Genomic DNA, 13,891 nt, shown 5'->3' on the forward strand with positions numbered 1-13,891 from the left:
CCGGACGAAAGTGATCGGCGACATCCATCGGTGATCCTTTACCGCGATACGGCCGGATGTTACGTTTGAAGCTGCCACCGCGGTCACACGTTTCGGCCCGAGTTCAAGTCATAGAGTACGACGAGTCGGTCGTCGGATTTGATATTTCCAAATGGTCCACCGCTGGCAGAGCAACGCCACAACAAGCACGACCGGACCCTCTCTCCAGGAGAGCTCCGCTCAAGAGATTTTCGTCTTTGGGCCGTTTCGTCTGGACGCCTCGCAGAGACGGATCGAGAAAGATGGCCATCCGGTCCAACTGTCGGCTCGCGCATTTGACCTTCTGCTGACACTGATCCGGCATGCGGGCGACGTCGTCAGCAAGAGCGATCTGATAGCCAGGACATGGCCAGGCTCCCGCGTCGATGACAACAGCCTGCGCGTCCATATCGCAGCACTCCGCAAGGCGCTCGGGGACGGCAATGCCGGCGCCAAATATCTGAGCACGGTCTCGGGACAGGGTTATTGTTTCGTCGGTTCGGCCGCGAGCCCGGAGCAGAATCAACCTGCACCGACCAAGCCTGTTCGCGCGCACAACCTGCCGGCACATCCCTGGCAGATGGTGGGCCGCGAGCAAACCATCCAGGATATATCGGAAAGGCTCAAAGCCCAGCGTTTCATCACGGTCGTCGGCCCAGGCGGCATCGGCAAGACGACGGTCGCAGTTTCCGCGGGCCACGCCCTTCTCGCGGAATTCGCCGGCCAGGTTCACTTCGTCAGTCTCGGCGAGACTCGCGATGCCGCTCTGGTGCCGGCCATTGCAGCATCTTCGCTCGGGCTGCGGGCGCGATCGGACGATCCCTCAAACAACCTTGTGGCATTCCTGCGCGACCGGCGGATGCTGCTCATTCTGGATTGCTGCGAGCATGTCGTCGACGCCGCGGCGGCGCTGGCCGAACGGCTCTACCAGGAGGCACCGCAGCTGCACATCATGGCCACGAGCCGGGAGCTGCTGCGGGTCGAAGGCGAGCACACATATCGTCTCTCGCCTCTGACAAGCCCGCCGGAAAATGCCGTTCTGACGGCCGAGAGCGCGATTGCCTACCCCTCCGTAAAACTCTTCGTGGAACGCGCGGCCGCAGCTGGAGGTGGGTTCGGATTGACGGATGCGAACGCGTCGGACGTCGGCAACCTCTGCTGTCGGCTCAATGGCATCCCGCTCGCGATCGAGCTCACCGCCGGCCATGTGACCGCCTACGGCGTCAAGGCCATGGTCCAACTCCTCGACAAGCACTTCAATCTGCTGTGGGAAGGACGACGCACGGCGCTGCCCCGGCACCGGACGCTTCGCGCAACCATCGAGTGGAGCTACGATCTTCTATCCGGGCCCGAACGGGTGGTTCTCAGCCAGCTATCGGTGTTCGTCGGCAGCTTCACCGCCGATGCCGCCCGAGCGATCGCCGGCAGCGATCCGACCAGCGACGACACGACCATGGCTGGGCTCGACAACCTCGTGGCCAAGTCGATGCTTGCCCTGAACCAGGGCTCGCAATCGATCCGCTACAGGCTCGCGGACGCGACGCGGGCCTACGCGCAGGAGAAGCTCGCCGCCAGCACCGACGCCGAAATCGTGCCGCTACGCCACGCATCCTACTTTCGGGATTTGCTTGAAAAGACGGCCGACGAGCCGAATGAAGGCCTGTCGTCGATGGCCGATCAATTCGGCGACATACGCGGCGCGCTGGCGTGGTGCTTCTCGGATCGAGGCGACCGCAGAACCGGCGTCGGCCTCGCTGCCGCAGCGATCCCCCTGTTCTTCAAGCTGTCGCTCTTCACCGAATGCCAGCTCTGGGTCACGCGCGCAATCGAAGCGCTTCATGAGACGGGCGGAAGTGTCAGGCACGACCTCGCACTTCATGCCGCGCTGGCGTCTGCCCGGATGCTGACGGGACAAATCGACGAATTGGGCGTCGGCTATCTCGACAGAGCGGTCGGGCTGGCCGAGACAATTGGCGATGTCGCCGGCCAAATCCGTCTGATTGGCCGACTGCATCTGCTCCAACTGCTCGTCGGCAATTTCGACGATGCGCTGGCCACCGCAAAGCGCGGCGAAGCGATTGCCCTCGCCGGCAACGATTCCGTCGGGGTGGCGCGCATGCGCATGTTGCTCGGCACGTCGTGCCACTATCTGGGCGAGGTTGCCGCGTCTCGCTCGTACGTCGAAGCGGCGCTGTCCCATCCGGGCCTGGAAGGCGACTCCCGTGGCGGCCTGACGTCCGATTACCCGAGGCGTCCTCAAATCACCCTCGCCCGCATCTTATGGCTCGAGGGACATCCCGATCAGGCCACGGCGACGGCGCGCCAAGCCATCTCCGATGTGATCGCCATCAACCATCCAACCATATTGTGCATAGCGCTGCCCTGGGCATTCGGCGTTTTCCTTTGGAACGGGGATGTGGGTGTGTGCGAAGAGCACATTGACAGGCTCCTCGTGGAGACCCGCAAGCACAATCTCGCCACCCTCCAGACGGTCGGCGACGCCATGAAAGGGATTGCGCTGTTGGCCCGCGGCGAAAGTGATGTCGGGCTGGCCATGCTGAACAGCTCCGTCAAGAAGCTGCAGAGCCAGCGCTACGGCGCGGCGGCCGGACTTTGCGTGCCGCTCGCGGAAGCTCTGGCGGCGACGGGTCGTGGAGATGAAGCACTCGACATCCTCGATCAGGCGATTGCCCGGGGTCGGCGTCGCAACTTCATGGTGGAGATGCCGGACATGTTGCGGGCAAGGGCAGAAGTGCTGATCCGTAAGGACAATCCCGACTTCCTGGAGGCGGAGCGGAGCCTGGCGCAGTCACTTGACCTGGCCCGACATCAGGGGGCGCTCGGTTTTGAGTTGCGCACGGCAATCGGTCTTGCAGGGCTATTGCGGCGGCGGGGCCGCCGCAGTGAAGCGCAAGACGTGCTTGCGCCCATCTATGGACGATTCACCGAGGGGTTCAATACGCCCGTCCTGAAAGCGGCCAGCGAATTGCTGGCCGAATTGGCGTCCCCGCCTTCGGGCTCGCTCGCCGCGAGTTGATGGCTCTGACAAACTCGCGAGGGGTGCGCCAACCTGCAGTGGCCAGGTCGCGCGGCTGGCCGCGATGCCGTGCAATCCGAATAGAAGCGCGCGGCGTGGAAAGACCGCGTCGAGGGGCCGGCGCATTCTACGTCCGGCAATAGGACTTCGAAGCCAACGTTCTGGAGCACGGGGGATGCGGCGCTCGCCGAGGCCGCACCTGCGTCCGATGACATGTATCGGACGCCCCCCCCGGGGCATCCTGGAGCACCGCCCGTACTATGAGGTCGAAAACTCCGTCATCATCGCTCTCGCGAGCCTGAGATCCGTGGTCTCGAAACCCTCGGTGAATTTGCCGTACACAAGAGCCAGGATTTGGTGCGCATCGGCGGGACGGCCCTGACTCGTCCTCAACCGTGCCAGGCTGATGGCCGCCCTCAGCTCCCAGAACAGCGCACCTTGGCCGCGCGCGACTTCGAACGCCTTGTCGAAGCACTGCTCGGCGGCGATAGCCGAGCGACGCTCGCCGGGATGCCGGAGCAACTCGCCCTTGATGCGCCAGAGCTCGGCCGCGTACCACCGCTCATCCCTCGCCTCGCAGCGCGCAAGCGCCTCGTCCGCGGTCGCAAGCCCCAGCGATACTTCGCCGACCTCTCCGAGACATGCCGCCAGTTCGCCGAGAGGAAGCAGGAAGCGCGGCAGGAAACGCGCCTCGCCCGCAAGCTCGAGCGCCTTGCGCAGCAACGTCAGTCCGGCGGCGACATCGCCACGCCGCGCCATGACCATGCCCCTGAAGGCGCGCGCCCACACGTTCCACAGACGGATCGGATGACGTTCGGTATGCTCCAGCAGCATGGTGCAATAGCCTTCCGCGGCATCGAGATCGCCGGCCAGGAAGGCAATCGGACAGGCACCCTGGCCAAGCACGCTGCAGAAGGTCAGAGCGTGACCACTCGCACGGCCCTCCTCGACATTGCGCTCGACGACGCTGAGTGCCTGATCCGCCAACCCGAGAAGCCACAGGATGCGCGCCTGGAAATAGCGTGCCGAGGCTCGCAGGTCGAACCTGAAACGGATCACCTGCGGCTTCGCCGCCAGATCGGAGAGGCGAGACAAGGTTCGCCCGATGTGATGATGCGCCAACCGCTGGTCACCGAGGTAGTGCAGCGTGGTGGCAAGCAGCCGATCACCCATCATCCGGTCGACCGAATTTTGGGAATCGGCCACGATATCCGCGAAGCGGTGCGCGAATTCCAACGCCTTGCGGAATTCGCCGTTGTTGAATTGATCGATGCAGAGCCCCCAAAGCGCACGCAACAGATAGTCGCTGTCGCCGAGCTGCTCGGCCAGCTGCAGGGTCGCCGCCCAGGCCGGACCGGCCTCTCGAGCCCTGCCAACGCCGTACATCAGTGACCAGCCAAGCGCGGCCGATAATTGCATGCGGAGCCGCAAAGCGCCCGCGGCGCTGCCGTCGAGGCTGGCCAACGCCAGTTCGGTCCGCTCGCGGCACTCGGCGAGGAGCGACAATTGTACCCATAACGGGACGGCCCCTGCGGTCAGCGCCACTCCGATCTGCGCATCTCCGTCGGGCGAGAAAGCCCAATCGAGGCTGGATCGTACGTTGTCGATGTGCTGGCCATAGAAGCCGAGCCACTCCGCCTGCGGCTTCACTTCGCTGTCAGCTTCCGCATTCGCAAAGAACCCGCCATAGTATCCGGCCTGGCGGCGCGCGACGCCGGGAAATTCGCCGCTGGCGTGAAGCTTTTCCAGCGCATAGGCGCGCGTGGTGTCCAGCAGGCGATAGTACGGGCGCTCGCCGCGAATATCCGCAAGGACGAGCGACTTTGCCACCAGGTTGGCAAGCTCCGCGGTGACATCGCCCATCCCTTCGCCGGCGACCGCGATCACGGCATCGAGTAGAAACTCTCCGGCAAACACGCCGAGCCGCCGCAGAACCCGCGCCTCGGCGTCCGGCAGTAGATCGTAGCTCCAGTCGAGCGTCGCACGAAGCGTTTGCTGCCTGGGCAACGCAGTACGCCGGCCGGTCGTCAGAAATTTGAACCTGTCGTCGAGAAGTGCCGCGATCTTCGGCGGACTGAGCATCACGGCGCGTGCCGCCGCGAACTCGATCGCGAGCGGAATGCCATCCAGCCGGCGGCAGATGGCTGCGACGGCATCGAGGTTCTCTTCGTCGAGCGCGAAGCTGGAGCCCAGCGCTTTCGCTCTGGTCGTGAACAATTCCACCGCCGTGTAGGCCGATGCGGCGTCAGACCCGAGCCGGACTTCGGGCGGCACCCCCAGGGGCGGAACGCGATAGACATGTTCGCCGTCAATGCGCAGCGCTTCGCGACTTGTCGCCAGGACGATCGTTCCGGAACACTGGCTGACGATCGTCTCGGCCAGTTGGGCCACGGTATCAACGACGTGCTCGCAATTGTCGAGAATGAGCAACAACTGCCTGGCTCCAATCGCGCGCGCTATGGAGCCCGGGGTGATCTCCTCCCCTTCGAGCTTGATACCGAGCGTGCTGGCGACGGCCGAGCACACGAGCTTGGGATCGGGCAGCGAGGCCAATTCGACCAGCAACCGGTCGGCCGCAAAACCGGCTGGCGGCGTCCTGGCAGCTTGTAGTGCAAGGGCCGTCTTGCCGATCCCGCCAGGCCCGACGAGGCTCACGACGCGATAAGCCGACAGAAGCTCCCACAAACGCGCGACCGCGGTGGTGCGGCCGATGAGAACGAATGATGCATTGGGAATGTTGGTCGACGGCAGTGGCTGGGGTGCGGCAGATTGTAGCGGGGCATCCATCTGCCGGGTCCGCCATGAACCCAGCAGGCGATAGCCCCGGCCGACCGTTGTCGCCAGCATGTCACGATCCGAACCAAAGGCCTTCCGGATCGCCGCGATATGGACCCGAAGTGCACTCTCCTCGACGAAGACGCCGCGCCAGACACGCTCTGTCAGGTCATTCTTGGTGACCAGCCCGCCTTCGGCCTGAGCCAATTCCGCAAGAATCTCAAAGGCACGACCGCCCAGAGGAACGGACTCTCCCATCGAGCGCAGTTCGCGTCTGGCAAGATCGATCTCCCATTCAGCGCAGGCGTAGACGGGGCGCTGGTTTGGCTCGGCCATCATCGGCATAGCCCCAGGCGGTTGTTTGATCTTGCGCCCAGCGTATCACCAACGCTTTCAAAATACACAATCTGTCCGGCGACCAAGGCCGCCAGACACTCGCCGCAAATATCGCAATGCTCGCACGTCAGCAGCCGCGACAGATGGATCCTTCCAGCATCTTCTCGACCCGTGCGTCCTCCTTGTCGATGGTCGCATCCGAGCCGAGCAGCGGTCCCTTCGTCGGATGACCAACCCCCTCCGATGACGGGAGCGCGGTGCCGAGCGAGTTCGTTCCCGGCGCAGCAGCGCTGGTACCGAGCGCGCCGCCGCTCTCCATCGACATGTGAGATCCCATGCCGCCGCGGGCAGATGCAACGCCCGAGAGCGCAAGGCTGGCAACGACGCAGAGAAACCAGAGCAGTCTCATGGCTCACACTCCTCATGTTGTATGACCTGCACCTTGAACTGGGCGTCGCACACGATTCGACCATGCACGATCGCGCGAGCAACTATGACAATTGTGACAGAGTTCGGCTTCGAAGACGCATCAGACCTTCGTAACCGCGCGCTCTGCCTGATATTCCCGTCATCTTCTCGCAAGAGTGATGCGTGACAAGCAGGGTTTTCCGGCCGGACTGCCTATATAGCCCGGTATAGAAAGCAATTCCGGAAACGCCATCAGCCGAGCAGCGATCATCGCCAAGCGACTCTCCGCACGTCACGAACAATGGAGATTCGCTATGAGTGCATTCAAAACCCTGATCGCCGCAGTGCTGCTCTCAACGGCAACGATATCATCCGCCTCCGCGGCCTGGTCCTTTGCCGATCAGGAGCCCGCCGCATTTGCATCAATGTATCCCAATCGCGACGTGCTGAATGGCGGCGCATTGACGCCGGCAGGGCGAATGGGTCTCGAGCGGTCCGGTGGCGCGGCTCCGGTGTTCGGAGCGGGCCACATCTACAACCGCCACGGGCATCGGTGAGCGGCGGCAACACGCAAAGGCAAATTGCCGCGTAACCATGCCTGTCCGTGACCCCGCTCGGCGTGCGACCGCGCCACGCGGCGCACCCCGCGGGTCCGGAGCCTCGATCGATATCATCAGCTCCGAACGTTTGTTCGCGACGACGGCGTAGAACGCTCCCCCAGATCGGGCGCCGGTGACGGGTCAATTCTACGCACACCATTGTAAAACTTCACAGTTCTTCAGCTTCTGTAATCCGGCTCGCGTCGGGTCCCGCGCTACACTCCGGCTATCGACTGTTGGACGAGCAGGCCCCCCATTGGCGCCATACCGCCGCCCGGCAGGCACGATGACCAGCAGCGCTATGGAGGCATCGCTTGATCACCGGTGGAAGTGGCCATTTGAGTCCCGACATTGCGAGGCGCCTGCGAAAACTGGCGATCGTCGCCGTCATATTTGCGGCCGGCGCAGCCAGCGCCTCTGCGCAACAGCGATACGATCCCGGTGCGAGCGACACCGAGATCAGGATCGGCAACATCATGCCCTATAGCGGCCCGGCATCGGCTTACGGCATCATCGGCAGGACGATGAGTGCGTATTTTCGCATGGTCAACGACAATGGCGGCATCAACGGCCGGACAGTCGAGTTCATCTCCTACGACGATGGCTACAATCCGTCCCGAGCGGTCGAGCAGGCACGGCGGCTCGTCGAGGCCGACGAAGTGCTCGCGATCTTCGCCCCCTTCGGCACCGCGAGCAACGCCGCCATTCAAAGGTACATGAATAATCGCCACGTGCCGCAATTGTTCGCCATTTCGGGAGCATCTCGCTGGGCTGATCCCGTCCACTTTCCGTGGACGATCGGCTGGCTACCGAGCTACCGAACCGAGGCACGCATCTACGCGGACTATGTCCTGACGCATCACCCTGGCGCCAGGATCGGCATCCTCTACCAGAACGACGACTTCGGACGCGATTATCTGGCTGGCCTGAAGGAGGTGCTGCAAGACAGGTACGCGCAAATGGTGGTTGCGAGCCTGCCATATGAAATCAGCGAGCCGACAATCGACTCGCAGATCGTGGCGATCAAGGCGGCCGCCCCCGACATTTTCATCAATGTCGCCACGCCAAAATTCGCGGCTCAGGCGATCAGGAAGCTCGCCGAGCTGGACTGGCATCCCGTCCACATCATGACGAACGTCTCGGTTTCGGTCGGCTCAGTGTTGAAGCTCGCAGGACTGGACAACGCGAAGGGAGTCCTGAGTGCCGGGTACCAGATGGACGTGACCGACCCGCAGTGGGACTCATACCCGGGCATGCAGCATTTTCGCGCGTTCATGGCGAAATACTATCCGGACGCAGATCGATCCGAAAGCGGCCCGCTGGTGGCATTCAATATGTCGAGCGCGCTCGTTGAGGTGCTTAGGCGCTGTGGCGACGATCTCACGCGCGAGAGGATCATGCAGGTGGCGACGAATCTCGACATCGAGGGGGCGGCCTATATTCCCGGCGTCCGGGTCAAGACATCGCCGACGGACTTTCGCCCGATCGAGCATCTCCAAATGATGCGTTTCACCGGCGAGAAGTGGGAATGGTTCGGTCCGCTCATGAATGGCCATTCGGACCGGATAACGCTTTCGCCCGACTAGCGAGCAATCGCTTTCGAGATGAAGCGCGGGCGCCAACTTCGTGCAAAGGCGAAAATGATCGTTCAATTGATACTGCTCATCCGACACACGCGTACACATGTCTGGCAGGCGAGCCGAGGCGTTCCCGGCGTCGCTTTGTCAAGGAGACGTGCAATGACTACACTGAAGCTCTTGTCGGCGGGACTGATGGTTTCGGCCATGATCGCCTCCCCCGCGATGGCTCGCGAAGGCAACAACCAGGCGCGCCGGACCAATGACGACGCCTATGCGTCGGTTCAGCGCGTTCCGGTGACGTCCAAGCGCAACTGTGTTCGCGCTCCCGACGTCGGTGCGTATGCGAGCGACCCCTGGCGTCGGCCTCCGTGCGAGCCCAAGTCGGGCTATTGAGCACGCCAACCGGAGCGAGCCCCCTTGCCGCAAGGCAATCGTCAGCGCGGACTTGAAGAGGTTCATCTCCGCGCTTCGGGGGCTTCCATCTCACGGACGTGACTGGAGGAAGAATGGCGGCCCTATGAAGCCCCGTTCTTCCGACCGGCCATGTCTGAGACGCATTGATCCGTACCAACGCCGCGGCCCGGCATCTGCAGCGGATCCGAGAGCGATGCCAGCTCCATCGCAGAATTCACCAACCTCGCCACTGCAGTCTCAGGCCCCACGGGGGCGAGGCCTACTCGCTCGAGGCAAGGGCATCAAAGATCGAATCCAGCCGCAGCGGCATCTCGCCATCGACTCGGCGTGTCACCCGCGAAGCGCCTGAACGTCGTCGTGAAGTGGGCCTGGCTCTGAAAACCCACTGTGAGCGCGACCTCAACAATCGGCATCTCCCAGTCCCGCAGCAGATCCTTGGAGCGCTGTATCCGGTGCCGCAAGATATATTCGTGAGGCCTGCAACCCGTCGCGGCGCGGAACTGGGCGGCGAAATGCATCCGGCTCAGGCCCGCGGCCGCGGCAAGATCCGCCAGCACGATTTTCTTGCGGAAGTGAGTCTCGATATAGTCGAGCACCCGCTTGAGCCGCCACTTCTGCAATCCCTGGACCGGCCTTTCAGAAGTGCATTGGCCGACGCGGGCTCGCTCGTCGAACCTCGGCTGCGCCTCGGACCGCAAGGCAAGGAGTCGGGCAATGACGGCAAATCGCAGGGCGTCGACGCAAAGGGCGCTATCGGGGGCTTTCAATCGCTCCATCGCGACGAGAGCTTCGGACAGGCGCTGAACTACCGGATCGTCGTCACAAATGGGCGCAGTTGTCAGAGAGCTAGGTGCAGTCATGGCCGCGCGTTGCCACGGGATTTCGACGCGCAGCCAGCCGGTGTCGCGCGCCGGATTACACGAGGATATGCTGGAGCTGCGCCGTGGCTGCCCTTCGATCGCAATGACCAGGCCGAGCCGCTCGAAGGCAATCGTCGTTGCATCAAGGGGGGACAGATCGTCCCTGCGCGAAACGGTGGTAGGCGCGATGACCTTCGGAAGCGGCGCGATCGAGGCCATTGCGATGGCCGCGCGGAAATCTGTTTCGTCCGCGGTGACGGTCGCCTGGGTGTCGCCATGCTTCGGTTGTGGCGACAGTAATAATGGCTGAGACATGATCTTACTCTGGCAAGGACAATCCAAACGATGATGCCCCATTCCGGCGAAGCGCATCGATCGCAGAGTAAGGTAGCAAGCTATGGCCCGATCGCGAGTGAAGAGGCGCAAAATCAGGAAACTTCAGGCTCTCCGTCGCCGACATGCCGACACCGTCGAAGCGATGCGTCGTGCCATCGCTTCAAGCGAGATGCCGCGCGATATCCTGTAGCTCGCGATGTGAACAGGTGTCGCTTCGACCGTTCGATAATGAAGAGACCAAGCAGGCCGCCGAGCTTCTGAACCGTCGCGACGCGAAATCCCCTGCCCTGTGTTGCTGTCGGGATGTGCTGCACGCTCCTTCCGGCCCGCTCTCCCATTTTGGCACTCCCATTCGTCCTCACGAATTCGTGTGCAAGCAACGAGCGTTTCGGACGCCTGCATCGAGCCATGGCGAACAGCCGGCTACTGAGAAGGTCGTCTTGACACCCCAACGGCCTCCCTTGTACGACACCTGGGCATACTGACGCTTTCAGAATCTTGCCAGGGGCGGTGATCTTTGGGGGTCACGTCACTCTCCTAGATTGCGGCAGTGAAGCTGATCCACGGACCCCCTTATGTCGCCTTCGCCCGCTGTACGAACCTACTCTTTCGGTAACTGGCTCATCGATTGCCAGCGGAGAGAGCTGAAGTGCGACAACATCACGGTCCCGATCGGAAGCCGCGCATTCGAGATTCTCGAGAAACTGGCGGGTTGCGCCGGTCACCTGGTGACCAAGGATGATTTGATCGGAAGTGTCTGGTCAGGCCTGGCCGTCGAGGACAACACGCTACAGGTCCATATCTCCGCCGTCCGCAAGGCGCTGGGCAAAGATCGCGATCTCCTCAAGACGATCTCGGGCCGTGGATATACCCTCGCCGGGACCTGGCGAAGCGGGCATTTGGATCAGCCCGCAGCGACATCGGTATCCGTCCCGGCCATCGAATCCTTTTCGAACAACCTACCGAACACGCGCGCTCCTCTTATCGGGCGCGAGGATTGCCTGAGCGAAATTGCCGAACTTATGTTCGCATATCGGGCCGTGACTTTGGTCGGCCCGGGAGGCATCGGGAAAACAAAGCTGGCCATCGAACTTGCGCGCCTGGTCGCATCCTCATTCGATGGTGCGGTGGCGCTGGTCGAGCTCGCGACCTTGCATGATCCGGCACTTGCGACATCGACCACCGCGCGTGCACTCAAGCTTGCCCTGAGTGACAAGGAGGTTTCGGCCGCCTGCATCGCGCAGGCTATCGGGTCACGGCGTCTGCTTCTCATCTTGGACAATTGCGAGCATGTCATCGACATCGCTGCACAGATCGCGAGTGCTGCACTTCGCTATTGTCCCAATGTCACTATTCTTTCGACGAGTCGGGAAGGCCTCCGCATCGATGGCGAATACGTCGCGGCCATCCCGCCGCTGTCGGTCCCGGACTCTGGTTTGCGTGATCCCGGTGTGCTGTTGCAGGCAAGCGCCGTGCAGCTCTTCGTCGCTCGCACACAGGCGCTACGCGCGAACTTCTCTCCAGGCGCGGACGATCTGCTGAAAGTGGCTGCCATCTGTCGCCGGCTCGACGGAATTCCGCTCGCGCTGGAATTCGCCGCGGCTCAGACCGCGAATCTTGGGGTAGACACCGTCTTGCTGCGCCTGGACAGGCGAATGGAGTTGCTGAGCGGCGGCCGCAGGGACCAACTGCCGCGGCACCAGACCCTGCGAGCGACGCTGGACTGGAGCTACGATCTGTTGTCGCCCGACGAGCAAAGGCTGTTGTGCTGGCTCGCGGTGTTTCCGGCAGGTTTCACACTCGATGCGGCCATTGCAATGATGGACGACGCGTTGTCCCGGTCGGACGTCATCGAAACACTGTTCAATCTGGTCGGAAAATCGCTGGTCTCGCTCGATCCCTCCTTCGAAGGGCGGTGGCGTCTGCTGGAGACCACCCGCGCCTATGCTCTGGAGAAGCTGGCAGAAGCAGGGCTCTGCGCGCAGGCCAGCAGACGGCATGCGGGCTTTCTCAGGCAGCTCATCATGCCACCTGGCGATGCCTCCCCCGCCTCCGACGATCTCACTCGCCTTGCCCAGGAAATTGGAAACGTGCATGCGGCGCTCGACTGGGCCTTCGCACCCGGCGGCGATGCCGCGCTCGGCGTAGAGCTGACAGCCGGCTTTGTGCCGGTGTGGATGCAACTGCTGTCCTTCATGGAATGCTCGACCCGGATCGAGCACGCTCTCGCCCATCTTGACGGAGAGCTGACCTGCAATCCAAGGCTCAAGGCGCAGCTCTATGTCGCGCTGGGGTTCGCGCTTCTCAATACGACAGGCTCGGCGGAGCGCATGAAGGCGGCTCTGAACATCGGCCTTGCGCTCGGCGAAGAGCTGTCCGATCTCGAGCTTCAGCTCAAGGCTGTTTGGACGCTGTGGAGCTATAATCTCAACTCGGGCCAATACGACGCGGCCAAGAGTGTCGGAGAGCGATATCTGGAGATCGCCCTTCGCACGGGAAACCCCGCCAACGAGACGGTCGGCCGCCGCCTGATCGGCGCCGCCACCCATTTTTACGGCGCGCAGGAGGAAGCTCGACGCGAACTGACCCTGTCCCTGGACCACTCGGCTCACGGATTGAAGGACGGCGCGAACCAGATGTGGTTCCTGCTCAACCAGAGCGTCCTGGCAAAGGCCATGTTAGCCCGCGTGCTGCTGCTCCAGGGAAAGATCGCCCAGAGCAGATCCCTGGCCGCGGAATGCCTCGAGGAGGCGCAGCGTGAGAAGGACAAGCTCGCGATCGCTTACGCGCTGCGGAACGCCGTGTGCCCCATTGCGCTGATGACGCATGATGTCGCCACTGCCGATCAGGCGATAGCGTCTCTCCTCGAGCTCGTCACGCGCGAGGGAATAGCTTTCTGGACGAGCTGGACGTCCTGCCTGAAGGGGCAGTTGCTCGTCCTGCAAGGCAGACATCACGATGGAATAGAGCTGCTGCGCAGCGGACTGAAAGCGCGGGCCGAGAACGGCTGGCTGATGCGCAATCCCGAATTTCTCGGATCGCTCGCCGAAGGACTGTTCGCGGTCGGCGAGACTGCGCAGGCCTTGGCCGCCGTGGAAGATGCCCTGGCCATCTCCCGGCAAGGCCAGCAATTGTGGTGCCTTGCTGATCTGCTGCGGATCAAGGGCGAGATCCTGCTGGCCGATGGCTCGTCAGATCGGTCCCGCTCGGAAGTCCTGTTCTCCGAGGGCCTGTCCGTTGCCAGAGAGCAGCAATGCCGCTTCTACGAGCTGAAGGTCGCGGCAGCCTGGGCAAGGATCATGGCAGCGTCGGACCGCCAGCAGACCGCGCTTGATCTCGTCGGTCCGGTCAGCGCGCTGTTCGATCGGGAGGTCGATCTTCCCGCGCTCGCCTTTGCGCGCGGTCTCGCTGCAAGTCCCGGCATCTCGATTTCGACATGCGGCGACGACCGGCCCCCGTCCTGCACCTGCCACTAGGTTGCTGATCTTTCGACCGGCACGACATGTCCTGCAGCGCTGGACCAGCCCT

The 13,891-nt window shown here is 62.9% G+C and carries 8 protein-coding genes; 5 read left to right on the forward strand and 3 right to left on the reverse strand.

Going from position 1 to position 13,891, the window contains the following annotated elements; genetic code table 11:
* Positions 1 to 151: 151 nt before the first annotated feature.
* Positions 152 to 3,055: an ATP-binding protein gene (locus tag AB7G19_RS28240; protein ID WP_441268492.1), complete on the forward strand. Its 2,904-nt coding sequence runs from the start codon at positions 152 to 154 to the stop codon at positions 3,053 to 3,055.
* Positions 3,056 to 3,313: 258 nt separating this feature from the next.
* Here AB7G19_RS28240 and AB7G19_RS28245 read toward each other — a convergent pair whose 3' ends face one another.
* Both AB7G19_RS28245 and AB7G19_RS28250 read right to left on the reverse strand, forming a co-directional pair.
* The gene (locus AB7G19_RS28245; protein WP_441268493.1) at positions 3,314 to 6,175 is read right to left on the reverse strand and encodes an ATP-binding protein; all 2,862 of its coding nucleotides are present in this window, start codon (positions 6,173 to 6,175) and stop codon (positions 3,314 to 3,316) included.
* A 118-nt stretch (positions 6,176 to 6,293) separates the two neighbouring features.
* Entirely contained in the window at positions 6,294 to 6,575 is a 282-nt protein-coding gene (locus AB7G19_RS28250; protein WP_028153535.1) for a hypothetical protein, read from the reverse strand.
* Positions 6,576 to 6,888: 313 nt separating this feature from the next.
* Here AB7G19_RS28250 and AB7G19_RS28255 point away from each other — a divergent pair, with 313 nt between their 5' ends.
* The 3 genes from AB7G19_RS28255 (at position 6,889) to AB7G19_RS28265 (ending at position 9,146) form a co-directional block, all read left to right on the forward strand.
* Entirely contained in the window at positions 6,889 to 7,131 is a 243-nt protein-coding gene (locus AB7G19_RS28255; RefSeq protein ID WP_063984300.1) for a hypothetical protein, read from the forward strand.
* Between the two features lie 380 nt (positions 7,132 to 7,511).
* A complete protein-coding gene (locus AB7G19_RS28260) occupies positions 7,512 to 8,759 on the forward strand; it encodes an ABC transporter substrate-binding protein (RefSeq protein ID WP_441268494.1) in 1,248 nt (415 codons plus the stop codon).
* A 153-nt stretch (positions 8,760 to 8,912) separates the two neighbouring features.
* On the forward strand, positions 8,913 to 9,146 hold the full coding sequence (locus tag AB7G19_RS28265) for a hypothetical protein (RefSeq protein WP_063984302.1): 234 nt from the start codon (positions 8,913 to 8,915) through the stop codon (positions 9,144 to 9,146).
* Between the two features lie 302 nt (positions 9,147 to 9,448).
* Here the strand turns inward: AB7G19_RS28265 and AB7G19_RS28270 are convergent, their stop codons facing one another.
* The gene (locus AB7G19_RS28270; RefSeq protein ID WP_441268495.1) at positions 9,449 to 10,342 is read right to left on the reverse strand and encodes a helix-turn-helix transcriptional regulator; all 894 of its coding nucleotides are present in this window, start codon (positions 10,340 to 10,342) and stop codon (positions 9,449 to 9,451) included.
* 596 nt (positions 10,343 to 10,938) lie between these two features.
* Between AB7G19_RS28270 and AB7G19_RS28275 the strand changes: the two genes are divergently transcribed.
* Positions 10,939 to 13,839, forward strand: coding sequence for an ATP-binding protein (locus AB7G19_RS28275; protein WP_441268496.1), 2,901 nt, complete (start codon positions 10,939 to 10,941; stop codon positions 13,837 to 13,839).
* Positions 13,840 to 13,891: the final 52 nt, after the last annotated feature.

Origin of the sequence: Bradyrhizobium sp. 215_C5_N1_1 (genome assembly GCF_052075935.1) — a bacterium.
GTDB classification, from domain to species: domain Bacteria; phylum Pseudomonadota; class Alphaproteobacteria; order Rhizobiales; family Xanthobacteraceae; genus Bradyrhizobium; species Bradyrhizobium barranii.

What these genes read in the sequence shown, in the direction of transcription:
- AB7G19_RS28255 (WP_063984300.1), top strand. Translation starts at nt 6,889, where the DNA reads ATGAGTGCATTCAAAACCCTGATCGCCGCAGTGCTGCTCTCAACGGCA.
- AB7G19_RS28245 (WP_441268493.1), bottom strand. Translation starts at nt 6,175, where the DNA reads ATGCCGATGATGGCCGAGCCAAACCAGCGCCCCGTCTACGCCTGCGCT.
- AB7G19_RS28250 (WP_028153535.1), bottom strand. Translation starts at nt 6,575, where the DNA reads ATGAGACTGCTCTGGTTTCTCTGCGTCGTTGCCAGCCTTGCGCTCTCG.
- AB7G19_RS28265 (WP_063984302.1), top strand. Translation starts at nt 8,913, where the DNA reads ATGACTACACTGAAGCTCTTGTCGGCGGGACTGATGGTTTCGGCCATG.
- AB7G19_RS28240 (WP_441268492.1), top strand. Translation starts at nt 152, where the DNA reads ATGGTCCACCGCTGGCAGAGCAACGCCACAACAAGCACGACCGGACCC.
- AB7G19_RS28275 (WP_441268496.1), top strand. Translation starts at nt 10,939, where the DNA reads ATGTCGCCTTCGCCCGCTGTACGAACCTACTCTTTCGGTAACTGGCTC.
- AB7G19_RS28270 (WP_441268495.1), bottom strand. Translation starts at nt 10,342, where the DNA reads ATGTCTCAGCCATTATTACTGTCGCCACAACCGAAGCATGGCGACACC.